The following is a 26154-nucleotide window of genomic DNA, read 5'->3' as shown; positions in this document are numbered from 1 at the left end:
GCCGGCATCATCCGCACACACCTGACCTGCTTCTCCATGAGGAATTTTCATGCTTTTGTCACTACGACGCACTTTCGTTGCCGCTTTATTCCTCACCGCCACACAGATTACCTTCGCTCAAACGCCGAAAACAGTCGTCCTTGAAGACCTGACCTGGACTGAATTGCGCGCCCAGATCGCCGCTGGCAAGACCACCATCATCATTCCCATCGGCGCCACCGAACAAAGCGGTCCCGATGTCGCGCTGGGCAAACATAACGTCCGCGTGAAGATTTTGTCGCAACGGATTGCCGAAGGATTGGGCAATGCGCTGGTGGCGCCGGTAATCGCCTACGTACCGGAAGGCAGCTACGCGCCGACTACATCCCACATGCGTTTCCCCGGCACCATCACGGTTCCGGACGATGTCTTTGAAAAGACGCTGGAATCCGCCGCCAACAGTTTCAAGGTCCATGGCTTCAAGAACATCGTCTTTTTAGGCGATCATGGCGGTTATCAGAACGACATCAAGAAAGTGGTGGCGCAGCTCAACAAAGCCTGGTCCGGATCACCGGCGCGGGCTATCCTGCCGCCGGAATATTACGCTGCCAGCTCGGACGGCTACGCGCAAATACTGCGCAAACACGGTTATCGCGATGACGAAATCGGCACCCACGCCGGGCTTGCAGATACTTCATTGCAGCTCGCCGTTGCGCCGCAGATGGTGCGCCAGGATAGTTTGCGCATTGGCCCGAAACTCGGGCTGGCCGACGGTGTCTATGGTGGCGATCCGCGCCGTTCGACGGCAGAGCTTGGTCAGTTGGGGATCGATGCGATCGTGGCGCAGACCATCAGCGCCCTTAAGACGGCTACCGCCGCCCGCTAGATTTTTCCCGGTATTCGTTTACAGTTGCCACATACTCAGTTGCCACAAATTTAATCAAGGAACCTTTCATGGATTTTCACCCTCGCCGCCTGTCGCGCCTCGCTTCCTCAATCAGCGTTGCATTGGCTGCTTTATGTATCGCCGGCAGCGCCTCCGCCGCGCCTGCACCCGCAATTACCACGGTGCCGGGCATGCCGCCGGTAGCCAATCCAGCCAATCTGTACAGCGAAGCTGGCGCGGGCCATTTCAGCCCGGCTGTAGCCGGCGCATTGCCACGGATCTACGTACCGAACCTGCGCTCGAACGACGTCTATGTGATTGATCCGGCTACCTTCAAGGTAGTCGAGAAATTCAAGGTCGGTTACAGCCCGCAGCACGTGGTTCCTGCATGGGATCTGCAAACCCTGTGGGTGGCCAACAATGCCGAAGGCCGGCCTGACGGCAGCCTGACTCCCATCGATCCGAAGACCGCAAAGCCGGGCAAAGAGATACCGGTGGAAGATCCCTACAATATGTACTTCACGCCCGATGGCAAGGAAGCCATCGTAGTGGTGGAAGCCCACGCCCAGCTGGATTTCCGCGATGCGCATACGATGGCCTTGAAGTCGAGCCTGTCGGTGCCGGAATGCAAAGGCATCAATCATGCCGATTTTTCCATCGACGGTAAATACGCCCTTTTCACCTGTGAATTCGGCGGTCGCCTGGCGAAGATCGACCTGGTCAACCGCAAGGTGGTCGGCTACCTGCAACTGGACAAGAAGGGCATGCCGCAGGACATCCGCATTTCACCGGACGGCAAGGTGTTTTTTGTCGCCGACATGATGGCCGACGGCGTGTTCGTGATCGATGGCGACAATTTCACCAAGGTCGGCTTCATCAAGACCGGCACTGGCACCCACGGCCTGTATCCAAGCCGCGACGGCAGCAAGTTGTACGTCGCCAATCGCGGCTCGAACAAGATCCATGGCGCGCGCAATGGCAAGGGCAGCGTCTCGGTGATCGACTTCGCCACGCGCCAGGTGGTGGCCAACTGGCCGATCCCGGGCGGCGGCAGCCCTGACATGGGTAACGTCAGCGCGGACGGCAAGATGTTGTGGTTGTCCGGCCGCTTTGACGATGTCGTGTATGCCATCGATACCACCAGCGGCGCTGTCAAAAAGATTGCAGTCGGCGCGGAACCGCACGGCCTGACCGTCTGGCCGCAACCCGGCCGTTATTCGCTGGGCCACACCGGCAATATGCGTTAATCGGAGCGGCCTCCCAAGCGTCTTGTCAGCGTTAAGGAATACGCGGGCAGGACGCAGGAAGCCGGGTGCCGAATAACACCGCCTGGCCGCATGCCGATGTGAACATGCCGCGATTATCGTGGCCCACGCTTCCCCCTCTGACCATGCAAGCAATAGAAACCTTTGAAGTCGCCTACGAAAACTTCGCGCTGAAAGGCGATTTCCATCCAGGCACCGCAAGTACACCGGGTACACCGGGTACGCCGGCTTGCCATGCATTGATACTGCATGGCGCCGGCCGTAGTTCGTGCGCCACCGCCAGCCGTTCGGGATTGCGGCCGGCATTGCAGGCGCGTGGCGTGGCAAGTACTTCTTTCGATTGCATCGGCCACGGCGAGACCGGCGGCCTGCTGCAGTACTCGTCGCTGAGCAGCCGCACCCGCCAGGCCGAGGCGGTGATCGCCGCACGTAATTTGACTCAACCGCTGGTGATATTCGGCAGCAGCATGGGGGCTTACAACGCCATCAAGCTGACGCAAGCGCACGAGGTCGCCGCATTGATTCTGATTGTGCCGGGTGTGTATGAACCTGCCGCCTACGATGTGCCTTTCGGGCCGCAGTTCTCAGAGATCATCCGGCGCGACCGCAGCTGGGCCGACAGCGATGCCTGCGCTATCCTGTCGAAATTCACCGGTGACCTGCTGATCATCGCCGCCGAACACGACGCTGTGATTCCCCTGGAAATACCGGAGCGGCTGCTGCTATCGGCACGCAAAGCGCGTTCGCGCCGACTGAGGGTAGTGGCGGGGGCTGACCATCAACATCTGTTTCCATTGTTGAGTGAAGAACGCCCGGACGAATTTGACGAACTGATGGACTTGATTGTCGATTGCGCCCACGGTTCAACGCCCCGGCCCTAGTCCGTACGTTTCACGATCTCACAAACAGCACCGCCGATACCGTCCGTCGGGATGAATATTGATTTACCGCCATTCAGTAGCTACTCTTGCATCCACCTTTTATCAGGAGGAACCGCATGAAAATTGTATGGTTAGGCTGCCTCATCCTCGCCTTGACGTCCACCCAGGTCAATGCGCAGCAGTCCGCCGACACGGCGAACACCAATAAAGCAAAAGAAGTCGTCCGCGATCTGGAGCGCATCGTCGCCCCTTCCGGCATACAAGAATCCTATAAAACCAGCATCGGCGGCATAGACCAATGGCTTAACGTCCGGGGCCAGGACCAGGCCAATCCCATCGTCCTGTTCGTCCACGGTGGGCCAGCCTCGCCCCTGACGCCTGCCATCTGGCAGTTCCAGCGGCCGCTGGAAGAGTATTTCACGATGGTTAACTGGGATCAGCGAGGCGCCGGCAAGACCTATGGCGAGGCCGACCCGAAGGACATCGGCGACAGCATACATATCGCACGTTACGTTGACGATGCGATAGAGGTAGCCGAATACATCAAGAAGCGATATCACAAAAAGAAAATCATCCTGATGGCGCATAGCTGGGGCACCGTCGTTGCCATGAGCGCCGCGCTGAAACGGCCGGATCTGTTCTATGCCTACGTCGGCATCGGGCAAGTCATCAGCACCAGGGAAAACGAGCGCATCAGCTTTGAATACGCGCTTGAGCAGGCAAAAGCGCACGACAACGCAGCCGCATTGAAGGAGCTGGAATCGATAGCACCATACCCGGGTGACCAGCCGATCACCCGCGAGCGCATCATCATTGCCAGGAAATGGCCGCAATATTACGGCGGCTTGAGCGCATTTCGTAATACATCCACTTACTATTTCGACGCGCCGCTGCTATCGCCCGAGTATGACGAAGCCGATGTCCGCGCCATCGACGAGGGCAGCCTGTTCACCCTGGGTAAAATCCTGCCCGAATTTGTCGGTGTCGATTTTTCTAATATCCATACCTTCCCGATCCCCGTCGTGATGTTCATGGGACGCCACGACTACACCACCCCGACCGCGCCCACCGCCGCCTGGCTGAGCAAGCTGCATGCGCCCTACAGGCAGGGCGTCTGGTTTGAGCACTCAGCACACATGATTCCATGGGAAGAACCGGGTAAAACGCTGGTCAGCCTGTTGAAGTACGTGCGCCCTCTGGCAGAGAAGGCCAATTAAGGTTGCTTCGATTCAGGGGATCGAACCGAAAAAATATCGAATCCCGATTTCCTCTATGATTCCAATGTAGCGGCGCCGTTGCGCGTGGGTGCTTCCGGCTTTTTGGTCTTGTTAATCATCAGAGAGAATTCCATGAAAATCGATCTAAGTGACAAACATGCAATCGTGAGTGGTTCGACCGCCGGCATTGGCCTGGCGATCGCCCTCGGCCTGGCGCAAGCCGGAGCGACGGTAGTGGTGAATGGCCGCACCCAGGAGCGCGTCGACCAGGCGCTGGCGCAGATCCGCGACAAATTCCCCGCAGCCCGTTTGCAAGGCATCGCCGCTGACCTTGGCACGCAAGATGGCGCGGCATTGTTGTTCAAGCAAGTGCCGGATACCGACATCCTGGTGAATAATCTCGGCATTTTCGAAGCCAAGCCGTTTTTCGATATTACAGATGAAGAATGGCAGCGTTTCTTCGATGTCAATGTGATGAGCGCTGTTCGCTTGTCGCGCCACTATGCGCCTGACATGGCTAAGCGCGGCTGGGGCCGGGTGTTGTTTCTATCGAGCGAATCGGGGTTGCAGATTCCCAAGGAAATGGTGCATTACGGTGTGACCAAGACCGCCCTGCTGGCGGTCTCGCGCGGCCTGGCGGAAACCATGGCAGGCAGCAGCGTCACAGTCAATGCAGTGTTGCCGGGCCCAACCCGCTCCGAAGGTGTCGGCGACTTTTTCGCATCGCTGGCACGCGACAAAGGTGTCGCGGTGGAAGAATTGGAGCGCGATTTCATTACGGAACACCGCCCGAGTTCGCTGATCCAGCGTCTTGCCACGGTTGAGGAAGTCGCCAATATGGTGGTCTACCTTGCTTCTGTGCAAGCCTCGGCCACCACCGGTGCGGCGCTGCGCGTGGATGGCGGCGTGGTGCGTTCGATTTCGTGATCATGCAGGGCTGGCGCTTGAAGATGCTAAGCTGGATAATCTCGACCGGAACGTTCCGCTCCACAGCATGTCTGTTAGAGCTGCCATTTGACTTATGAGACAACCATGCGCCTGTTCTACCCCCTGATTGCAGCCGTCCTGCTGGCTGCGTGCGGCCACGTAACATCGCCCACCGGCGAAAGCGGAACTACCATTACCCCTTATGGCGTGATCGATACAGGTGTCACGCGCAGTACGAATCGTTAATTACAGGACAGGAGTGCAGAATTGAAGCAACCCGTGAAGCAAGACCTGAAGCAACACATCAACGCCAGCCTGGTCGAAGCGCAGCAAGCGTTGAATGCCTTGCTCACCAACGACGCAGCTTTGCAATCTATCGAGCAAGCGGCCGATTTGCTGATCGATGTATTTGAACGCAAAGGCCGGGTGTACTCGTGCGGCAATGGCGGCTCCATGTGTGACGCCATGCACTTCGCCGAAGAGCTGACCGGCCGCTACCGGCTGGACCGGGCGGCATTGGGGGCGACGGCGATCAGCGATGCCGGGCATCTCACCTGCGTCGGCAACGATCATGGCTATGAACAGGTGTTTTCACGCTATCTCGAAGGTCACGGACGTGCCGGCGATTGCCTGGTCGCGCTGAGCACCAGCGGCACCAGCAAGAACATAATCCGCGCGGCGCAAACTGCGCGCGATCTCGGCATGCATGTGATTGTTTTATCCGGCAAGCAGAGCGAGTTGCTGGCATCTTTGAGCAGCGTCTACATCTGCACTCCGGGCGGTACATTTGCCGATCGTGTGCAGGAGTTGCATATCAAGGTGCTGCACATCTTGATCGAGCTTATCGAGCGGCATTTCTTTCCAGAGAATTACGCCGGCAAAGCATAGCGTTTGATTTTCACGGATCACCGATAAGCAACAGCAATTTCGTAGGGTGGGCATGCGCGCCCTACGAAATTGCTGCACACTTCCTCTCTCTTTTCCGCTCCCCGCAAAATCTCCAGCCGTCTGCATTTATTTATTTTTGTAATAAATAAATGCGGTAATCGCGCTTCGAGCATTTTCCGCTTGAATCGCAAGCCAGGCTTGGTTTTGCACCCAAACACATAAGCTAATAGATAGTAAATAGTTGGGAACAAGCGCAGTGTTTTTTACGATGCATTCTCACTAAATGTGGGGTGATATGACGCGGTCTTGTTCTTACCGGATGTTTGATCGCGCCGTCCGTAACCTGCCCGGCTTATCAGCCTGCGCATTGGATAACCGAAGACTGCACTCCCGATACTGAAGCGCGAAGCGCCCTCATCCGACGGCGCTGGTTCAACCTATTGCCAACATTGCCTGCCCGGGATATCGGGCCATACAACAATGAAAAAATTCAGATCGCAATCCCTCGCAATCCGCCTTGGCGTGATTGGTGCCGCCGTAGCCAGCCTGGTCACACTTGCATCGTGCGGCGACAACTCCGGTACGTCGCTGGGGAACACCGCCTCAACCGTAGCTGCGGCGCAGAAACGCCCTAACATTCTCTACATCATGGCCGATGATCTCGGCTACTCGGACATTCGCGCATTCGGTGGTGAAATCAATACGCCCAATCTTGATGCCCTGGTGCAGTCGGGCCGTATCCTGACCAATCATCACACCGGCACCGTCTGCGCGATTACCCGTTCGATGCTGATTTCCGGCACTGATCATCATCTGGTAGGTGAAGGAACGATGGGTGTACCGACCGATGAGCGCAAGGGCTTGCCGGGCTATGAAGGTTACCTGAATGACCGCGCGCTGTCGATTGCGCAACTGCTGAAGGATGGCGGCTATCACACCTATATGGCTGGCAAATGGCACATCGGCTCAGGTATTCCGGGTAGCCCGACAGGCGGCGGCCAGACTCCGGATCAATGGGGCTTTGAGCACAGCTATGCCTTGCTCGGAGGTGCCGCCACCAACCACTTTGCGCATGAGCCGGCGGGTTCGAAAAATTACACGGAAGACGGTAAATACGTACAACCTGGCCAGCCTGGCCAACCAGGAGGAACCGGCGGCAATCCGGCCGTATTCTATTCGACCGATTTCTACACGCAGCGACTGATTTCTTATATCGATTCCAACAAGGCCGACGGCAAGCCGTTCTTCGCCTACGCTGCGTTTACTTCGCCGCATTGGCCGCTGCAGGTGCCGGAGCCTTACCTGCATAACTACGCGGGCAAGTACGATCAAGGCTACGACGCGATCCGCAATGCGCGCATCGCCCGCCAGAAAGCGCTCGGCATTATTCCTGCCGATTTCACGCCGTTTGCCGGCGTGCCGGAAAAACCGGCTGTATCGCCGGCAACCGTGAATAACGGTACCGCCAATGCCAAATACATCAGCGCCGTGCATAGCGCTGCACAAGGGTATTCGGATTACGGCCCGGGCGTGGTTGACAAGGCATGGAGCAGCTTGTCGCCGGCCGAAAAGAAGGCCCAGGCGCGCTACATGGAGATCTATGCCGGTATGGTGGAAAACCTGGACCACAACATCGGTTTGCTGGTCCAGCATCTGAAGGATATCGGTGAATACGACAATACCTTCATCATGTTCCAGTCGGACAATGGGGCAGAAGGCTGGCCGATCGATTCCGGCGCCGATCCGACCGCGACCGATACTGCCAACGCTTACGATCCGGTGTATTCGGCGCTGGGCAGCGATAACGGCAAGCAAAACGCGCAGCGGCTGCAATACGGCCTGCGCTGGGCCGAAGTCAGCGCGACGCCATTCCGCCTGACCAAGGGTTATGCGACTGAAGGCGGCGTATCGACACCGCTGATCGTGCATCTGCCTGGCCAGACCACACAATTGCCGACCTTGCGGCCCTTTACGCACGTTACCGACAATACCGCCACCTTTCTTGACGTCGCCCAGATCGCAGCTCCAGCGCAGCCTGCACCGCCGTTGTTGAATAGCCTGACCGGCGTCGATCAGAACAAGGGCAAGGTGGTCTACAACAACCGCTATGTTTATCCGATCACCGGCCAATCCTTGCTGCCTGTGCTGAACGGCCAGCGGCAGGGCGTGGTGCATACGGCGCCGTTCGGGGATGAGGCTTACGGACGCGGCTATCTGCGCAGTGCCGACGGCCAGTGGAAAGCGCTCTGGACTGAACCGCCGAACGGGCCGCTCGATGGCCATTGGGAGTTGTTCGACGTGACAGCCGATCGCGGCGAGAACCGTGACGTCTCCGCACAGAATCCATCGATCATCAGCAGCTTGATCCAGCAATGGAATACCTACATGAGCGGTGTCGGCGGGGTCGAGCCGCAACGTCCACGCGGTTATTATTGAGCAACGTATGAAGAAGCGAACCTGGTTGACAGGCACCGCCGGCGTCGCCGCCTTGCTGGCGGCGGCCGCCGGCGGGTTGTTTGCTACGAGCGGCAGCGCCGGCGCATTGGATGGATTGAATCTGTTCCACGTACTGGCGCCGCTAGGATCGGAGGCGCAGTGCCAGGCTTATTCCGGTTTGCCGGCGCACTGGCGCAGTAACGCGCAAGCCGGCATGGTGCATTTGCGTGGCGGTGAATTCATCTTGGGCAGCAAGTTCGGTTATGAAGACGAGCGCCCGGCCGGTAATGGCAAGACAAGGGTGCGCGGATTCTGGATCGACCAGACTGATGTCACGAATGCCCAGTTTGCCTCCTTCGTCGAAGCGACCGGCTATGTCAGTGACGCCGAACGCCAAGGCGGAGGAGCGGTTTTCCACAAGCCGACGCTGGAAGAGTTGAACGCACGTGACCTGGCGTGGTGGACCTGGGTGGACGGCGCGTCGTGGCAGCATCCGGCCGGCCCCGGCAGCAATCTGGACGGCATCGGCAACCAGCCGGTTACCCTGGTGACGCAGGCCGACGCCCTCGCCTATGCGCGCTGGCTGGGGCGTGACCTGCCCAGCGAAGCGGAGTGGGAATATGCCGGCAAGGCCGGGCATGACGGCGCCGAACTCGATACCGCACCGCGCGACGAGCGGGGCCGGCCAACTGCCAATTACTGGCAAGGCGTATTCCCCTTGGTGAACAACAACGAAGACGGCCACATCGGCCTGGCGCCGGTCGGCTGTTATGCGGCAAACGACTTCAAACTTTACGATATGGTTGGCAACGCATGGGAATGGACCAAAGACATCTACACGGGATCGCATCAGACCCACAGCAACGGCGATACCGCGGCGGTAGCGCCGGCAACTCGCCGCCACAACACGCTGATGGTGATCAAAGGCGGTTCCTTCCTGTGCTCACGCGACTATTGCGTGCGCTACCGGGCGTCTTCACGCGAGCAGCAGGAGGCGGATTTGCCAGCATCGCACATCGGCTTCCGCACCATCCTGCGCGACAGTTGAAGCGCATGCTTGCCGCATGCTTGCTGGGGATTATTATGCCGCATGTTTACGCGACGCCGGGCGTGATCAAGGTGGGGGTAACCCCGGGTGCGCACGCAGAGATCATCGACCAGGTACGGCATAGCGCGCAAGCCGGCGGCCTTCAACTTGATGTGATCGTATTTGACGACAAGAGCCGCATCGATGCTGCGCTGGCGGCAGGTAAAATCGATGCCGCCAGTTTCGAAGATGGGCCGAGCTTCGAGGCGCAGCGGCAGCGTTACGGGTTGGTCAATGTCGGTAGCACGATCACCTTTCCGATGGCGCTTTATTCGCGCAAACTGAAGACACTGACCCAATTGCAGCGCAGCGCCACGATTGCGATTCCTGCCGATGCTGCAGGCACCGCGAGGGCGCTGGTCTTGCTGCAAAATTTCACGCTCCTGACATTCTCCGATCGCGCCGGCCTGCAGGCGACGCTGGCGGATATCACCAGCAACCGCCTGCATTTGAAAATTAAAAAAGTGCCGCGCAAGCAGCTGTTTTCCGCATTGGATCAGGTGGCATTCGCGGTGATCGACAGCAGCGATGCAGCCCGTGCCGGCCTTTATCCGGCGCGCGATAGCCTCGGCATCGAGGATGCTCGTTCGCCTTGGCAAAATGTACTGGCGGTGCGCGCCGCAGACCGTAGCCAGCCGTGGGTCGCACAATTGTCCGCCGCTTACCATTCCGACGATGTTGCGCATTTCATCCTGACGCGTTACCAGGACTCGGTGCGGCGGCCATGGTGAATGGCTAGGGCTTGCCTTCGCCCGGCAACGCCGCTGCGCTAAGCACGGCATCACGCTTGTCCAGCAAATGCTGGCGCAACACTGCGGCCAGCCGTTTGCCGTCGCGCGCTTCGAGTGCTTTCACCATCTCGTCGTGATCATGTGCGGCGCTATCCCATTTTTGCGGCTGGAAATTCGATTTGAAACGCAACGCCTGCAGGCGTCGGTTTAAACCCAGGTAAGTCTGACGCAAGACTGTATTGCGGGCGGCGTCATTGATCTTGTCGTGGATGGCCTGGTTGCGGCTGTAGTATCCCGGCAAATCGTTTTGCGCCTTGCACGCCAGCATCGCATAGTGCAAAGCCTTGATTTCAGCCAGTTCGACCGGTGTAATGCGGTCGCAAGCCAGCTCGCCCGACATCGCTTCCAGGCCGCTCATCAATTCAAAGGTTTCCCAGATTTCGGTTTCCGACATCTTGGATACCGATGCACCCCGGTTCGGGGAAATCTCTATCAGGCCTTCGGCCGCCAGCACCTTCAAGGCTTCCCGCAAAGGGGTGCGCGAAATGCCCAGGGTTTCGCATAACTCGCGCTCGTTGAGTTTGGTCCCCGGCACCAGCACCGCTTCGACGATCAGGTTGCGCAAATGATCCACCACCGTGTCATGCAGGCGTTGGCGTTCCAGTTTAGGGACCAGGGGAGCGGCTTTTTCTTCCTGTTCGGTTATCGCATTTTGCATTCAAAATCCTTTTTACGCGTTTGATCCTATTTTAACATCAAATTTATGGCGCCAGAATCAGCATCGCAGTGACCGCCAAAGTGAATGTAAAAAGGATGTAATCAGCTAGAAATTAGCATATTTCATCGATTATTCGTAGTTTAAGGCAAATTTCAGGCGATTTAAAACCTTTATCCGGAGTCGGGCATTGCAAAAAAATCTTTACGATTGAAATTTTGGATGCTAAAGTATTTTGAATACAAAATTCAATTTATTCAAAGGAGGCGTAAATGTTGACACTCGATTTCCATCCGGCCGGCCGTCATTTCCTGCAAATCCCGGGCCCGAGCCCGGTCCCGGACCGTATCTTGCGGGCCATGAGTTATCCCACCATCGATCATCGCGGACCGGAATTCGGGGCACTGGGTTTGCAGGTACTGGCAGGCATCAAGAAAATTTTCAAGACCGAGCAGCCGGTGGTGATTTATCCGGCCTCCGGCACCGGCGCATGGGAAGCGGCGTTGAGCAACACCATGAGCCCGGGCGACACGGTACTGATGTATGAAACCGGGCATTTCGCCACCTTGTGGAAAAAAATGGCGGAGGCCCTGGGTTTGAAACCCGAATTTCTCGGTTTGCCGGGGATTGAAGGCTGGCGCCAAGGCGTACAGGCAGACCGGATCGAACAGCGTTTGCGCAAGGATAGCGAACACCAGATTAAAGCGGTGTGCGTGGTCCACAACGAAACCTCGACCGGCGTCACCTCGGATATCGTCGCTGTGCGCAGGGCAATCGACGCCGCCGGCCATCCGGCGCTGCTGATCGTCGATACGATTTCCGGCTTGGCTTCAGCTGATTACCGCCATGACGAATGGGGCGTCGACGTCACCGTCTCCGGCTCGCAAAAGGGATTGATGCTGCCGCCGGGCATCAGCTTCAACGCGGTATCGCAGAAAGCCATCGCAGCCAGCAAGAGCGCGAAATTGCCGCGAGCGTTCTGGGACTGGACCGACATCATCGAGATGAATAAAACCGGCTACTGGCCATACACGCCAAATACCAATCTGCTGTACGGCTTGTCGGAAGCGCTCGACATGATCCTCGGCGAGGGCCTGGATCAAGTGTTCAAACGCCATCAACGTCTGGCAAGTGCCTGCCGCGATGCCGTACGGGCCTGGGGCCTGGAAATCCAATGCGCCGATCCGGCACTGTATTCGCCGGTACTCACCGGTGTGATGACGCCGCCCGGTTTCGACGCCGATACGATCCGTAAAACCATCTACGAAAACTTCAACATGTCGCTCGGCACCGGCCTAGGAAAAATGAAGGGCGGCATGTTCCGTATCGGTCATCTGGGTGAAGCCAACGATCTGACTTTGATGGCGACGCTGGCCGGCTGTGAAATGGGCTTGAAGCTGGCGGGCGTTCCTTTGGGCAGCAGCGGCGTGCTGGCAGCGATGGCAAACCTTACGGCGCAAAACAGCAAGCCGGTGTTGAAAGCGGCATGAGCCGGCAAGTCGCAATGTGGTTCTGAACAAAAATGGATTCAATACCGAAACGGGTTGAATCGGTTCCGGCACTGTCCCATAGAGGACAGGCCGGACAAAGGATAAAGATGTCCTGCGGCGCTTGCCGACCACCAAAAATATTGGAGACAAAACAATGAAACACCTGCGTTTGCGTGCGACCACCGTCGTGCTGATCATGTTATGCCTGATGTATTTCATCACCTACCTGGATCGCGTCAATGTCAGTACCGCCGCGGCCGGTTTTGCAAAAGAATTCGATCTTTCAAAAACCCAGATCGGCCTGGTGTTCTCGGCATTCGCCTACCCCTATCTGGTATTTCAAATCATCGGCGGCTGGGTCAGCGACAAGTTCGGCGCCAAACGCACCCTGATCTACTGCGGCGTACTCTGGGGCATCGCCACCATATTGACCGGTTTTGCCGGCGGCTTGTTTTCATTGCTGTTGGCGCGGTTGCTGCTGGGCCTGGGTGAAGGCGCCACCTTCCCTGCCGCCACTTCTGCCATGTCGCGTTGGGTCGCCAAGGAAAACCGCGGCTTTGCCCAGGGCATTACCCATGCGTTCGCCCGGATCGGCAATGCGGTCGCGCCCACGCTGGTAGTAGTCATTATGGCGACGCATGGCTGGCGTGAATCTTTCTATATCTGCGGCGTGATCAGTTTGATCTGGGTCCTGGTCTGGGCATTCGTGTTCACCGAGCATCCTGAGAAACATCCGCGCATCACCGCGGAAGAATTGGCAACACTGCCTGCTGTCAAGAAAAGCACTCCGAAGATCCCATGGGGGCCGTTGTTCAAGCGCATGCTGCCGGTCACCATTGTCTATTTCTGCTACGGCTGGACCTTGTGGTTGTTCCTGAGCTGGATTCCGCAATACTTCTTGCACAGTTACGATCTGGATATCAAGAAATCGGCATTGTTTGCTTCAAGCGTATTTTTCGCGGGCGTACTTGGCGATACCCTGGGCGGCATCGTCAGCGACAAGATCCTCAAACGCACCGGTAACCTGAAGCGGGCTCGGAGCCAGATGGTATCGGTCTGCATGTTCCTGACGCTGTTGTCGTTGCTGCCGCTCCTGTACACCCACAATGTCTATGTCTCGATACTTTGCCTGGGCGCCGGTTTTTTCTTCGCTGAAATGACGATCGGTCCGATGTGGGCGATCCCGATGGATATCGCCCCGCAATATTCGGGCACCGCCAGCGGCATGATGAATACCGGCTCGGCGCTGGCGGCCATCATCTCACCGGTATTGTCCGGCTACCTGATTGACCGCTACAACAACTGGGAATTGCCATTCGTGGGCAGCATGATCCTGATGGGATTCGGCGTGCTGCTGGCTTTTCGCATGCAACCGGATAGCAAGTTCGAGCAAGGCGTAGCGGATGCCGGGCCCGCTACAGTGAAAGCTGGCGTATAGAAAGCGGCCGGTTCATTTAGTTTCTTTTGACAGGATTTCCTCTATGCTGGTCAAGCCCATCCATCTGGTCCCGCGCAACGCAACATCTTCTATGTCGCTAGCCGTACAGCTACGGCAAGAGCTGAGGGGCGACATTCTGTTCGACACGGCCGATCGAGGCAGATACGCAACCGATGCCTCGATCTATCAAATCATGCCGGTCGGTGTGGTAGTGCCGCGCGATCAGAAGGATTTGCTGCTGGCGCTGGATATCGCTCGTAGCCACAACATGCCGGTTCTGGCGCGTGGCGCCGGTACCAGCCAATGCGGCCAAACCGTCGGCGAGGCACTGGTGATCGACAACAGCAAATGGCTGAATAACGTCATCGCTTTCGACCCTGAGGCGCGCACGATCACGGTGGAACCCGGGATAGTCCTCGATCATCTCAACGCCTGGCTGAAGCCGCATGGTTTATGGTTTCCGGTCGATGTATCAACTGCGGCCCAGTGCACGATTGGCGGCATGGCAGGCAATAATTCCTGCGGTTCCAGGTCGATTGAGTACGGCAACATGGTGCACAACGTGACGGCGATCGACGCCGTCCTCGCGGATGGCACGCAAGGGCGTTTCGAGCGTCTGGATCGCATGGAGAAAACCGACCGGATTGGTGATATTGTCAGCGGCCTGCAGCGCATTGCGCAGCGTGAACGGGCAGAAATTACAGAGCGGGTGCCCAAGGTCTTGCGGCGTGTCGGCGGCTACAACATCGATATCTTCGATTGCCAGAACCCGCGCGCCTATACCGACGACGGCATGGCCAACCTGGCGCATATCCTGATCGGCTCTGAGGGAACGCTGGCCTATAGCCGGCAGCTCACCTTGTCATTGGTGCCGCTGCCGGCGCACAAGGTATTGGGCGTGGTGAATTTCCCGACCTTTTACCAGGCGATGGATATGACGCAACACATCGTCAAGCTCGGTCCGACTGCAGTCGAACTGGTCGACCGCACCATGATCGATCTGTCCATGAGCAATCCGGCATTCAAGCCGGTCATCGAAAAAGCATTGACAGGGCGACCGCAAGCGATTCTCCTGGTCGAGTTTGCCGGCGAGGATCATGCCGCATTGCTAAAAAAATTAGTCGCCCTCGATGAGTTGATGGCCGATCTGAAGCTGCCCGGCTCAGTCGTGCAAATGGCTGGTGCCGCCGACCAGAAAGCACTGTGGGATGTACGCAAAGCCGGCCTGAATATCATGATGAGCATGAAGGGCGACGGCAAACCGGTATCTTTCATCGAAGATTGCGCCGTGCCGCTGGAACATTTGGCGGAATATACCAGCCAGCTGACCGAGGTGTTTCACAAATACGGCACCGAAGGCACCTGGTACGCACACGCCAGCGTTGGCACATTGCATGTCAGGCCGATACTCGACATGCGGCGCGGTGGCGCCAAAGATATGCGCGAGATTGCAGAAGCTGCTTCGGTGCTGGTCCGCAAATACAAAGGCGCGTATTCAGGTGAACACGGCGACGGCCTGTGCCGTGGCGAGTGGGTGGCATGGCAATATGGTCCGAAAATCAATGCTGCCTTCACTGAAATCAAAGATCTTTTCGATCCGCAAAACCGCTTCAATCCGGACAAGATCGTGCGCCCGCCCAAGATGGACGATGTCGCCAATTTCCGCTTTGCGCCAGGATACAGAGAGTTACCGCATCAGCCTATGCTGGACTGGTCCTCCTGGAACGTCAGGCGCAATCCCCTGACCGGCGAGGAAACCGCTGCCGGTACCGGCGACGACAGGACCGGCGGCCTGGCAAAACTGGTTGAGATGTGTAACAACAATGGCCATTGCCGCAAGTTCGACGCCGGCACCATGTGTCCCAGTTATCGCATCACCAAGGATGAAAAACACGTGACGCGCGGCCGCGCCAATACCCTGCGCCTGGCGCTCTCCGGCCAGCTCGGCGCTGAGGGCCTGGCCAGTGTCGAGGTCAAGGAAGTACTTGATCTGTGCGTGTCCTGCAAAGGCTGTAAGCGCGATTGCCCGACCGGCGTCGACATGGCGAAAATAAAAATCGAAGCACGTGCGGCATGGGCAAACAAGCACGGCCTCAGCCTGCGCGACAAGCTGATCGGATTCATGCCGCAATATGCGCCATATGCCAGTGCGGTCGGTGGGCTCATCGCCTGGGCCGATCGTGTTCCGGGAGTGTCAACCTGGTTCAAAAAACGGATAGGCATTGCCCCGCAAAGATCTTTCCCGCAGTTTAAGAATGCATTCCTGAATAATGCAAAATCTGCGGTGAAGAGCGAGCGCGAAGTATTGCTGTTCGTCGATACCTTCAATAATTACATGGAGCCTGAAAACGCCCGCGCCGCACAAACGGTGCTGGAAGCTGCCGGCTATACGGTCCACTTCAACACGGTTGCAGGACAAAAGCCGCTGTGCTGCGGCCGTACTTATCTATCTGCAGGCCTGGTCGACCAGGCAAAGGCAGAAGCGCGCAGGACGCTGGATGCATTGATGCCCTACGTCGAACGCGGCATTCCTGTCGTCGGGCTGGAGCCTTCCTGCCTGCTGACCTTGCGCGATGAATTCCTCAATTACGGTTACGGCGAGGAAGCGCAGAAGCTGGCGAAATCGGCCTTTCTTTTTGAAGAATTCCTGGTGAAGGAAAAACGGGCTGGCCGCCTGCAGCTGGATTTGCATCCTCTGCAAACCAGCAAGGTGCTGCTGCACGGGCATTGCCATCAAAAAGCTTTCGATGCCTTGCGACCGGTACAGGCCGTCTTGCAATGGATTCCGCAAGTCGAGTTATCCACGGCGGAGTCGTCATGCTGCGGCATGGCTGGTAGTTTCGGGTATGAGGCTGAGCACTATGATGCTTCGATCGCCATGGCCGAACTGGCGTTATTTCCGGCAGTACGCAAAGCCGGCAAAGACAGCATCGTAGTCGCCGATGGCACCAGCTGCAGGCATCAGATTCACGATGGCGCGGATACGGTTGCACTGCATGTGGCGCGGGTGTTGGCGTTATCTTTGTCCGGCAAGGCGTTGAACTGACGTACCTCAGTTCAGCTCGCGCAGCCGGCTGTGCTTGGGCAGCCGGGCGGCCAGGTAGTCATGCTGGTCGGCCAGCACATTTCTGCCGCTGAGCAGATAGTGCTCGGCACGGCATGGCACATAGGGCACATACAGCAACGGGCGAAAGCTTTCCAGCGGCTTGTTGCCCTTTTCCTGGTTGCAGTCCTTGCAGGCGGTGACGCAATTCATCCATGTATCCCTGCCGCCGTGGGAACGCGCATGGATGTGGTCGCGCGATAGTTCGCTGTGAGGAAAGTGGCCGCCGCAGTAGGCGCAGGTGTAGCGGTCGCGTTTGAACAACAGGTCGTTGTGATGGCCCAGCGGCAGTTCCAGGTGCAGCATGCGCGCCATGATGGCGCTGCCGGCGATGGCGATGATAGGTTTGACGGCGATGCGCGATTGCACCCCGGTGCGGGAATAACCACCGCGGAAGACGATGTCGCCATCCCCGAGTTCCCAAGCCACCTTCCCGCTCGCATAATAGAGCACAGCATCTTGTGGCGAAATCCAGTCGAACGGATTACCTGCGATATCCAGAGTCAGAATATGGGAATTCATTTTCTTCACCTTTGCCGTTGATTATAACCAGCATCCAGCTATTTCGGAAAGCATGTGCTTTTCTGTTGTTTTAGCTGGCAAACAAACTGGAAACCAAAGCAAGGTGAGGCGCATCAATCTTGGCGTTCAGGTATATGGCGGCCCCTTGAGCTCGACCACATTACCCTCCGGATCGGTGATGTAGATCGAGGGACCTTCTCCTTCCGCGCCGTTTCTTGAAGCGAGTTCACCCGCTGCGACGCCGTTAGCGGCGAGGTGGGCCCGAATTGCCGCTTCGTCGAAGGGTTCGACACGGAAGCAGAAATGATCCAGGTTGCGGCCTTCCTTGCCCGGCGCAGCGCCGCCTGCGCTGCCGAGTTTGCCGTCTACCGGCACCAGGTCGAGCATGGCGCTGCCGGCTCGAAGTTGCGCCAGGCCAATGCTGTCCACTCGGCGGTCGATGCTGCATCCGAGTGCGTCGCAGTAAAACCGCAGCATGCGGTCAAGGTCGGTCACGCGCAATACGAGGTGGTCGATTTCACGAATACGTATCATCTTGATGCTCCATCTTGATGCTCGCTCACGCCGGTTTGCGCCATACCACCAGCTTGGATACGAACAACTGCAGCACTTCGCCGCGCTGGTTGCGCGTCTCGCTGCGCATTTTGACCATGCCGCGTTCCGGCCGCGAGCGGGAAGGCGTAATTTCCATGATCTCGCTTTCCACATGCAAGATATCGCTGGCCCGGGTCGGCTGCGGCCAGCTGATTTCGCCGCCGGCGCCGATGAGGCCGTCTTGCAGCGGCATGCCGCTGGTGACCAGCAGGCGCATGGTGATAGCTGCGGTATGCCAGCCGCTGGCCGCCAGTCCGCCAAACATGGTGTTCTTGGCGGCGGCGTCGCTTAAATGGAAAGGCTGGGGATCGAATTGCCCGGCAAATGCCAGGATTTGCTGTTCGTCCAGTGCGTGTTCGGCGCTGCTGAAGCGGTCGCCGACTTTCAGGTCGTCCAGGTACAACTTGGACGGTGAGGGGGGATTGCTGGTGGGGTTGTCGGTGGCGCCGCTCATTACAGGTTCCTCGCTATGGTCAAAGCTTGCTGCGGTCAAGATCAATGGTTAGGGACACGGCGGGGCAGGAAGACAATAGTCATTTGAATGTGTGCCACCGCACAGATGTAATATTACATGCCGTCTACAGTTTAATCGTGATTGCGTCAGGAGCTGGGAGGTTATGGAAGCTCAGTCGAAAATGCTGGTTCATACATGTGTTTTGCAATGTCTTTTTTGCAAAATTGTTTAATCACTATTGATTTTGATGGAGAAAAAAATGCGAAAAAATTCCTCTTTCCCGTCCAAAGGACTGGCAGCTATCGCGGTCGCCATGGCTTGCCTCACATTTGCCGGCTGCACCACAACTGCCCCGGGTCGCGACGCAAGTTCCCAAACCAGCCGCAACGATGTCAATGCTGGCGTAGATGCCACTTTATCCAAACTGTACCAGACCGCACCCGCTTCGCGCGAGCTGGTAGCCCGGGCCAAGGGTGTGCTGGTATTCCCGGCAGTGCTGCAAGCCGGTTTTGTGGTCGGGGCTGAATACGGTAAGGGCGCACTGCGCGTCGGTGGCCGTAACGAGGGTTATTACAGCACCACTGCAGGTTCGATCGGCTTCCAGGCCGGAGCGCAATCGAAAGCAATTATCTTGTTATTCATGACGCAGGATGCGCTTGATAAATTCCGCAACAGTAATGGCTGGACGGTTGGCGCCGACGCCACCGTGGCGCTGGCTAATATCGGCGCCAACGGCAACATAGACACGAATACCGCGCAGCAACCTATCATCGGTTTCGTCACTACCAATGGCGGATTGATGGCCGGCGTGTCGTTGCAAGGTGCGAAGATCGCGAAGATCTCGCTCTAAATCAAAACTGCGGTACTGTAGGCGCAACACCGATACGGCATCTGAGGATGCCGTATTTTTTTATGCGGCGAACAACCGACAGGTGGGAGTTTAGTCACCCAGCAATTCAGCCACCGCCTGCATGCCATCGACACGTTTGGCGATGACTTTGATGATGACAATAATCGGAATGCCGAGCAGCAGGCCCCATATTCCCCACAGCCATCCCCAGAACAGCAGGCCGATAAATACCGCAGCCGCATTCATTTTGGCGATTCTGCCGGTCATCCAGGTGGTCACGAAGGTACCGACCAGGGTGGCGATAACCAGCGTCGACGCTGACACCAGCAACATCATCGAAAACGATTGAAACTGCATGAACGCGGTCAAGCCGGTGGCGACGGCGATCAACAGCGGGCCGAAGTACGGAATGATGTGCAGGAAGCCGCCCGCTACCGCCCAGGCGCCGGCGTTTTCCAGGCCTACCGAGCGAAATACCACCCACATCATGGTCGCCAGCAAGGCATTCGTCACCAGCAGCATGAACATGTAATTCTGGATCGAGGTATTGATGTCTAGCAGGATATTGACGGCGATCTTTTTGTTAGACAGGGTCGGCCCCGTCAGTTTCACCAGTTTGCGCTTGAAGGTATCGCCGGACAGCAAAAGAAAGAAGACCAGGAAGATCACCATCATCACTTGTCCGATGAATAGCATCGCACCCATCGAGCCGGTCCATAGCCATTCGCCCAGTTGAAACGGTGGCGGCGCCGGACTAGCCTGGCGTTTGTTATCCGGTCGTACGCCAGCGGCCTGGCCGGCGGCGGTCTGGATTTCGTTCGCTGCGGCCTGCATTTTCTGGATAGTGCTGGTTCCCCCGTCCTGTGTCTTGGCCTGTATGCTGACCATGGCGCGGGATAATTGATGGGCGGCAGCCGGCAGGCGTTCGACAATCGATTGGAATTCACCGCGTAAAGAATAGGTAACCTGGCCCAGGCCAAGCAGCAAGGTAAGCATCACGACGCAAGTGCCGACTAAACGCGGGATGCGGATACGCTCCAGGCAAGCCACCAAAGGATTCAAGGTGTAGGCAATGAAAATGCCGAACAGCAAAGGGACCAGGAAACTGCGCGCCCATTGCAGGGCGAATACCAATGCCAATACGGTAAGTATCCGCAGGCAAAGATTGCGGACATTGGTCGAGCCGGTGGCGGAAAATGGCGCCAACGGCCCGGTCATTACGGGCTCCGCTGCCGCGCTTGTATCCGGCTCGTCCTCGGGCGCAGGTACATGCTCAGGCGCATCGTTGGCGCTTGCTTCTGCTACTGCAACTGCGGCTGCATGGGCGATTGGTGGTTTCATCGGATAATTTGCGGCGCAACTCTTGAATCTAGGTTTATGGGAAGAGATTACCTACCTTAACCCAAAAGTTAAGTACGTCACCGCACAGAGACCGCATTATTTTCCCGGGGTGATGATCAGAAAGACAAGTTCAACTTGTCACTTCTCCATGAGATTTCGCGGGCTGCGGAAAAAGAGTATTCTTGATCTGAAATACACTAAAAAAATTATTGCCGACTACATTCGTTCGCAATTTCTACTCCTTACTCCTCATCCCCCGGAGCTTCCCGCATGACAGAATCGCTTGAGCCGCGCATCACCGGCTATCACGCCCACATCTATTTCGATGCAACCACCCTGGCGCAGGCGCAAGCCTTGTGCGAGGCGGCGGCGCGGCGGTTTCCGTTAACCATGGGCCGGGTTCATCAGCGGCCGGTCGGGCCGCATCCGGACTGGAGCTGTCAGCTGGCGTTTGAACCGGCAGTGTTTGGCGAGTTGATTCCCTGGCTGGCCTTGCATCGTGCGGGGCTGGTAGTGTTTATCCATCCATTGAGCGGCGACGATCTGCAGGATCATCGCGACCATGCCATCTGGATGGGCGCGGTACGGCCATTGAAATTATCGATTTTCTCCAACGAGTCAGAGACGGCGGGCCAGGAATAATGAAACCGGGCCGGTGCAGAAAGATGGGTAAATATCATGTTTGATCGCGTCATGCGTAATCGAATCTTGCCGCAGCTCGCAGGGCTGGCGCTGCTCGCCTTGCAACTGGCTCCCGGCATCAGCGCGGCCGCCGGGCCGGTGACCATGATCGATCCCGGTCGTGCCGACAAACCGGGCTTCCTGGTCGTCATTGAAAAAGCGGGATATTACCGTCTGTCCGGTAATTTGAAAGTACCGGATGCCAATACCACGGCGATCGAGATCAATGCCGACAACGTTACCCTGGACCTCGGCGGCCACGCGATCCAGGGGCCGACGCGGTGCCAGCAACTGCCGGCGCCTTGCTGGCCGAGCGGCGTCGGCAACGGCGTGCATGCAGTTGGTCGCAACGGGATCGTAATCAGGAACGGGATCATCCAGGGCATGGGGAATTACGGCATCTACCTGGAAACCAATTCGGTCAGTCTCGACCACATAGTCGTTAACCGGAACGGCCACGGCGGTGCGGTGTTCTTTGGCGGTTCCATCAGCAACAGCGTGGCTGAGGGTAACGGTGGCGACGGTATCTTCGGCGTCGATCTGAAAGTGCGCAGCAATGTGATGCGTGGCAATCAGATGCTGGGGCTAGCCGCCTTTGGCCGATCCAGTTTCAGTAATAATCAGTTCAAGGGCAATAACAACAATGCCGCCCAAACCAATCTGAAATCCAGCGCCGCCGATCGCAATGCCTGCAATACGGCGGCCTGCCAGTGATGGCTTAGGCTTAGCGATCTACCCAAGCCATGCGTTCCTTGCTATAACGTTCGCCGGCCACTTGCTGCAGAGCGTTTTCCAGCAACGTGGTTTCGCTTGGATCCAGCGTTACTTCAACTGCACCGGCATTTTGTTCAAGGTAGGCGCGGCGTTTGGTGCCAGGGATCGGCACGATGTCGTCGCCTTGCTGTAATACCCACGCGAGCGCGATCTGGCTGCTACTCACACCTTTCAACGCAGCGATCTCGCCGACCACTTTTGCGGCCCGCATATTGGCATCGAAGTTGGCGCCCTGCATGCGTGGATCAAGATGGCGAAAATCGGAAGCAGGATAGTTTTCCGCCCGTTGCGCAGTACCGCTCAGGAAGCCGCGGCCAAGCGGACTGAATGGCACCAGCCCGATACCGAGTTCGCGCAAGGTCGGCAGGATATCGGCTTCCAGGTTGCGCTCCCATAGTGAGTATTCACTTTGCAGGACGCTGATCGGATGCACTGCGTGGGCTTTGCGAATATTCGCGACACCTGCCTCGGAAAGACCCAGGAACCGTACCTTGCCTTCACGCACCAGATCGGCCATGACGCCCACCACCTCTTCAATCGGCACGGCCGGATCGACCCGGTGCTGATACAGCAAATCGATGTAATCGGTATCGAGGCGGCGCAACGATCCTTCCACCGCCCGGCGTATGTGGCCCGGTTCGCTGGTGATGCCGGTGGTAGCGCCATTCTCTATCTTGAAGCCGAATTTGGTGGCTAGCACCACTTCATGCCGGCGACCCTTGAAGACGCGCCCCAGTAATGCTTCGTTTTCGTAGGGACCGTATTGTTCGGCTGTATCGAAAAAGTTGATACCCAATGCCAGCGCCCGCTCCAGGGTGGCGATGGATTCCGCTTCGTCGGCCGCGCCGTATGCGGTGCTCATGCCCATGCAGCCGAGGCCGATGGCCGACACTGTCAGCCCGGCTGATCCCAGTTTCCGTTGTTTCATCATAGATTGCTCCTGATAATGTTAACTTCGCGCTCAAGCCTGGCCCCGCGCCGAGGGTTGACCGGGCAAAGCGCCGCAAGTTAGTATAAGCGATGCTTACGCAATCCCTCATCTCCTCACTCCGCCACGTCTGCACGCACTGTTCGTGTTGTTGCTGCACGCTGTCAATGCGGCGCGCTTGATCTCTTCCGGTTCGCTGGCCTGTATTTGGCCGATTTATGGCTAACTTGTTTTTCGCTGGCTCATCTAGTTAATTTTTTGAAAAAAACGGCATGGAACTCCATCTGTACGATAGCTGGGAGCGTCGCGTCCGGCGCTTTGAAAGTATTGAGGCGGGGCGCGTGGGTTTGTATTGCTGCGGTCCGACGGTTTACGACTATGCTCATATCGGCAACCTGCGCACCTATATTTTCGAAGATTTGCTACGGCGTACGCTGAGCTTCAATCATTATCAGGTGCAGCATGTGGTCAATATCACTGACGTCGGCCATCTGGTTTCAGATGCCGACGACGGTGAGGACAAGATGGAGAAAGGCAGCAGGCGCAGCGGTAAGAGCGCCTGGGAAATCGCGGCGTTTTATAGCGCTGCGTTCATGGCGGATTTTCGCGCCCTGAACCTGTTGGAGCCCGTCACCTGGTGCCGCGCCACCGAATACCTGCTCGAGCAAATCGCATTTATCCAGACGCTGGAAGAGAAGAGTTATACCTATCGCACTCAGGATGGCATCTACTTCGACACCAGCCGGCAAAGCGACTATGGCTACCTGGCCAGGCTCGACCGCAACACCCTCCAGGCCGGCGCGCGCGTGGCCTTGGGAGAGAAGCGCAGCAATACCGATTTCGCTCTCTGGAAATTCAGCCCTGCAGACTCCCGCCGCCAGATGGAATGGGATAGTCCATGGGGCCGAGGTTTTCCGGGTTGGCACATCGAGTGTTCGGCGATGTCGGCGGCGCATCTCGGTACCTGGTTTGATATCCATTGCGGCGGCGAAGACCATATCGCCGTCCATCACAGCAATGAGATCGCGCAAACCGAGGCATGCCACGGCACCCGCCTTGCGAATTTCTGGATGCATGGTTATTTCCTGCAGACCGGCAGCGAAAAAATGTCCAAATCAGGCGGTGATTTCCTGCGTCTGCAGACATTGATCGAACAAGGAATCGATCCCTTGGCGTATCGCTATCTGTGCCTGATGGCGCACTATCGGAGTCAGCTTGAATTCAGCTGGGATGGCTTGCAAGCTGCGGCTACCGGATTGCAACGTTTGAGAGAGGCTTACCATCGCTGGCCGGACGGCGGGCAGATCGACCATACATGGTTAACCCGCTTCCGCGATGAAATCAACAACGACCTCAATCTTCCGCGCGCATTAGCTATCGTATGGGAACTGGTGCGCAGCGAGACCGGCGCAGCAACATACAAAGCTACATTGCGTGAGATGGACCAGGTATTGGGGCTGGGGCTAGAGGATTGGCGTCCAGCCAGCTATGAGATACCCGAGGCGGTAGGAGCACTGGTCAAACAACGCCAAGCTGCACGGGAAATGCGTCAGTGGCAAGAGGCCGACCGTCTGCGGCTGGAAATCAAGGCGCATGGATTTCTGGTGGAAGACAGCGCTTCCGGCTGCTTGCTTAAACCGGACAGCAACTGAGGCGCTGGCGCTGCCTCAGGAAAATTTATCGAGGATGCTGTAGTAGGCAACTCCGGCGGCAATGTAAAACCGTTGCAAACCGTGAAACGGAATCGGCTGGATGGTGCTGATCGGGAACGGGAACGGCGCGCTCTTCGCGCTCAGCAGGCGTTGCGCCAGGCAACGGCCCATGGTCGACGCCATCGCGATGCCGCGGCCGTTATAGCCGAGGGCAATCGTCAGGCCGGTGGCGGGTTCGTGCACATGCGGTAAAAAATCACGCGTGATTGCCACCCTGCCGGCCCAGCGGAATTCATAGTCGACCTGCGCCAGTTGCGGGAATAGCAGCGCCAGCGAGCGTTCCAGGTGGCTGAAATCCTGTGCGCCTTGCGGCTCGGAAAATGGACCGCGCCCGCCCATCAGCAAGCGGCCATGCGCATCGCGCCGGTAATACAGCAGCAGCCGGCGCGAGTCGGACACCACTTCTTTGGATGCCAGGATGCTGTCGCCCAATTCAGGCGACAGGGGTTTGGTCGCGACGATGAAACTGTTGGCGGCGATTACCGATTGCTTCAGGCGCGGCCACAGATCGCCGGTGTAGCCGTTGGTGGCAATCACCACCTGCTCGGCCGTCACGCGCGCGCCGCTTGCGGTGCTGACTTGCCAATGTCCATCTTGCCGCGCCAGGCCGGTGACCAGGGTGTTGCCGTGGATGGCGACGCCATGCGCCTGCGCCGCCCGCACCAGGCCGCGGCAATAGCTGAGCGGCTGTATGCTGCCGGCGCGGTGATCAATCCAGCCGCCGACGTAGGCTGGTGTGCCGATGCGTTGCGTTACCTCGCTGCGCTCCAGTATGTCCACCGGCGCGCCACGTTCGGCCCACTGTGCGGCGCGTTTGACCAATGCCCGCATGACTTGGTCCGAATGCGCCGGCTGGATCCAGCCGTTGCGGGTAGCGTCGCACGCGATGCTATATTTTTTGATCAGGTCGAATACGGTATCGGCGGCCTTGCCGATGGTGTCGGTCAGCAGTTCGCCCTTTTTGCTGCCGAACATGACGTTCAACTGGTCGGGATCGTATTTCAAGCCTGGAATCACCTGGCCGCCGTTACGCCCCGAAGCACCCCAGCCCGGTTCCGACGCTTCCAGCAGGCAGACGCTGGCGCCGGCTTCGGCCAGGTGCAAGGCAGTGGATAACCCGGTATAGCCGCCTCCGATGACCACCACATCGGCCTTGCGCGATGCGTCCAGTGCCGGCGTGGCCGAGGCTGTTATCGCCGTCGCCGCCCACAAGGATGGCGGCAGTGCTTGTCCTGCAGAGATGTTGTTCATGCTG

General features: G+C 57.7%; 24 protein-coding genes. 17 read left to right on the top strand and 7 right to left on the bottom strand.

The window, feature by feature from the left end; genetic code table 11:
- The first annotated feature begins 49 nt into the window (after positions 1-49).
- From BM205_RS04595 to BM205_RS04555, 10 genes are all read left to right on the top strand, one after another.
- The gene (locus BM205_RS04595; protein WP_092413029.1) at positions 50-865 is read left to right on the top strand and encodes a creatininase family protein; all 816 of its coding nucleotides are present in this window, start codon (positions 50-52) and stop codon (positions 863-865) included.
- 68 nt (positions 866-933) lie between these two features.
- The gene (locus BM205_RS04590; protein WP_092413027.1) at positions 934-2112 is read left to right on the top strand and encodes a YncE family protein; all 1179 of its coding nucleotides are present in this window, start codon (positions 934-936) and stop codon (positions 2110-2112) included.
- A gap of 104 nt (positions 2113-2216) precedes the next feature.
- On the top strand, positions 2217-3011 hold the full coding sequence (locus tag BM205_RS04585) for an alpha/beta hydrolase (protein ID WP_371326453.1): 795 nt from the start codon (positions 2217-2219) through the stop codon (positions 3009-3011).
- Between the two features lie 116 nt (positions 3012-3127).
- A complete protein-coding gene (locus BM205_RS04580) occupies positions 3128-4228 on the top strand; it encodes an alpha/beta fold hydrolase (RefSeq protein WP_092413025.1) in 1101 nt (366 codons plus the stop codon).
- Positions 4229-4360: 132 nt separating this feature from the next.
- On the top strand, positions 4361-5155 hold the full coding sequence (locus BM205_RS04575; protein WP_092413023.1) for an SDR family NAD(P)-dependent oxidoreductase: 795 nt from the start codon (positions 4361-4363) through the stop codon (positions 5153-5155).
- Between the two features lie 105 nt (positions 5156-5260).
- Positions 5261-5401, top strand: a complete 141-nt coding sequence (locus tag BM205_RS24195; protein ID WP_175511156.1) for a hypothetical protein — start codon at positions 5261-5263, stop codon at positions 5399-5401.
- A gap of 21 nt (positions 5402-5422) precedes the next feature.
- Positions 5423-6043: an SIS domain-containing protein gene (locus BM205_RS04570; RefSeq protein ID WP_254783743.1), complete on the top strand. Its 621-nt coding sequence runs from the start codon at positions 5423-5425 to the stop codon at positions 6041-6043.
- Between the two features lie 480 nt (positions 6044-6523).
- Positions 6524-8479, top strand: coding sequence for an arylsulfatase (locus BM205_RS04565; protein WP_092413021.1), 1956 nt, complete (start codon positions 6524-6526; stop codon positions 8477-8479).
- Between the two features lie 7 nt (positions 8480-8486).
- Complete coding sequence (locus tag BM205_RS04560; RefSeq protein ID WP_092413019.1) at positions 8487-9527, top strand: formylglycine-generating enzyme family protein; 1041 nt, start codon at positions 8487-8489, stop codon at positions 9525-9527.
- A gap of 35 nt (positions 9528-9562) precedes the next feature.
- Positions 9563-10297: a MetQ/NlpA family lipoprotein gene (locus BM205_RS04555; protein ID WP_254783742.1), complete on the top strand. Its 735-nt coding sequence runs from the start codon at positions 9563-9565 to the stop codon at positions 10295-10297.
- A gap of 4 nt (positions 10298-10301) precedes the next feature.
- Here the strand turns inward: BM205_RS04555 and BM205_RS04550 are convergent, their stop codons facing one another.
- Complete coding sequence (locus BM205_RS04550) at positions 10302-11015, bottom strand: GntR family transcriptional regulator (protein ID WP_092413015.1); 714 nt, start codon at positions 11013-11015, stop codon at positions 10302-10304.
- Between the two features lie 269 nt (positions 11016-11284).
- On the opposite strand from BM205_RS04550, the gene BM205_RS04545 reads away from it, so the two are divergent.
- The 3 genes from BM205_RS04545 to BM205_RS04535 all read left to right on the top strand — a co-directional run bounded on the left by BM205_RS04545 (position 11285) and on the right by BM205_RS04535 (position 16986).
- Positions 11285-12502: a pyridoxal-phosphate-dependent aminotransferase family protein gene (locus tag BM205_RS04545; protein WP_092413013.1), complete on the top strand. Its 1218-nt coding sequence runs from the start codon at positions 11285-11287 to the stop codon at positions 12500-12502.
- A gap of 154 nt (positions 12503-12656) precedes the next feature.
- Positions 12657-13940, top strand: coding sequence for an MFS transporter (locus BM205_RS04540; RefSeq protein ID WP_092413011.1), 1284 nt, complete (start codon positions 12657-12659; stop codon positions 13938-13940).
- Between the two features lie 43 nt (positions 13941-13983).
- Positions 13984-16986: an FAD-binding and (Fe-S)-binding domain-containing protein gene (locus tag BM205_RS04535; RefSeq protein ID WP_092413009.1), complete on the top strand. Its 3003-nt coding sequence runs from the start codon at positions 13984-13986 to the stop codon at positions 16984-16986.
- A 6-nt stretch (positions 16987-16992) separates the two neighbouring features.
- On the opposite strand, the gene BM205_RS04530 is transcribed toward BM205_RS04535, so the two are convergent.
- The 3 genes from BM205_RS04530 to BM205_RS04520 form a co-directional block, all read right to left on the bottom strand.
- Complete coding sequence (locus tag BM205_RS04530) at positions 16993-17565, bottom strand: HNH endonuclease (RefSeq protein WP_175511155.1); 573 nt, start codon at positions 17563-17565, stop codon at positions 16993-16995.
- A 126-nt stretch (positions 17566-17691) separates the two neighbouring features.
- Positions 17692-18099 (bottom strand): VOC family protein, encoded by a 408-nt coding sequence (locus tag BM205_RS04525; RefSeq protein WP_092413005.1) that lies wholly within the window; start codon positions 18097-18099, stop codon positions 17692-17694.
- 25 nt (positions 18100-18124) lie between these two features.
- Complete coding sequence (locus BM205_RS04520; protein ID WP_092413003.1) at positions 18125-18613, bottom strand: MaoC family dehydratase; 489 nt, start codon at positions 18611-18613, stop codon at positions 18125-18127.
- A gap of 259 nt (positions 18614-18872) precedes the next feature.
- Between BM205_RS04520 and BM205_RS04515 the strand changes: the two genes are divergently transcribed.
- On the top strand, positions 18873-19463 hold the full coding sequence (locus BM205_RS04515; protein ID WP_092413001.1) for a BPSL1445 family SYLF domain-containing lipoprotein: 591 nt from the start codon (positions 18873-18875) through the stop codon (positions 19461-19463).
- A gap of 90 nt (positions 19464-19553) precedes the next feature.
- On the opposite strand, the gene BM205_RS04510 is transcribed toward BM205_RS04515, so the two are convergent.
- Positions 19554-20804, bottom strand: coding sequence for an AI-2E family transporter (locus BM205_RS04510; protein ID WP_371326452.1), 1251 nt, complete (start codon positions 20802-20804; stop codon positions 19554-19556).
- Positions 20805-21074: 270 nt separating this feature from the next.
- On the opposite strand from BM205_RS04510, the gene BM205_RS04505 reads away from it, so the two are divergent.
- Both BM205_RS04505 and BM205_RS04500 read left to right on the top strand, forming a co-directional pair.
- Entirely contained in the window at positions 21075-21446 is a 372-nt protein-coding gene (locus tag BM205_RS04505; protein WP_092412999.1) for a DOPA 4,5-dioxygenase family protein, read from the top strand.
- A 51-nt stretch (positions 21447-21497) separates the two neighbouring features.
- Entirely contained in the window at positions 21498-22199 is a 702-nt protein-coding gene (locus tag BM205_RS04500; RefSeq protein WP_139227212.1) for a right-handed parallel beta-helix repeat-containing protein, read from the top strand.
- Positions 22200-22209: 10 nt separating this feature from the next.
- Here BM205_RS04500 and BM205_RS04495 read toward each other — a convergent pair whose 3' ends face one another.
- Complete coding sequence (locus tag BM205_RS04495; protein WP_092412995.1) at positions 22210-23190, bottom strand: aldo/keto reductase; 981 nt, start codon at positions 23188-23190, stop codon at positions 22210-22212.
- 269 nt (positions 23191-23459) lie between these two features.
- Here BM205_RS04495 and cysS point away from each other — a divergent pair, with 269 nt between their 5' ends.
- The gene (cysS, locus tag BM205_RS04490) at positions 23460-24839 is read left to right on the top strand and encodes a cysteine--tRNA ligase (protein ID WP_092412993.1); all 1380 of its coding nucleotides are present in this window, start codon (positions 23460-23462) and stop codon (positions 24837-24839) included.
- Between the two features lie 15 nt (positions 24840-24854).
- On the opposite strand, the gene BM205_RS04485 is transcribed toward cysS, so the two are convergent.
- Positions 24855-26150 (bottom strand): NAD(P)/FAD-dependent oxidoreductase, encoded by a 1296-nt coding sequence (locus BM205_RS04485; RefSeq protein ID WP_092413350.1) that lies wholly within the window; start codon positions 26148-26150, stop codon positions 24855-24857.
- Positions 26151-26154: the final 4 nt, after the last annotated feature.

Origin of the sequence: Collimonas sp. OK307 (assembly GCF_900113705.1) — a bacterium.
In the GTDB taxonomy this organism is placed as follows: domain Bacteria; phylum Pseudomonadota; class Gammaproteobacteria; order Burkholderiales; family Burkholderiaceae_D; genus Collimonas.
Note: the sequence above shows the minus strand (reverse complement) of the source record. Positions and strands in the feature narration are given on the sequence as shown.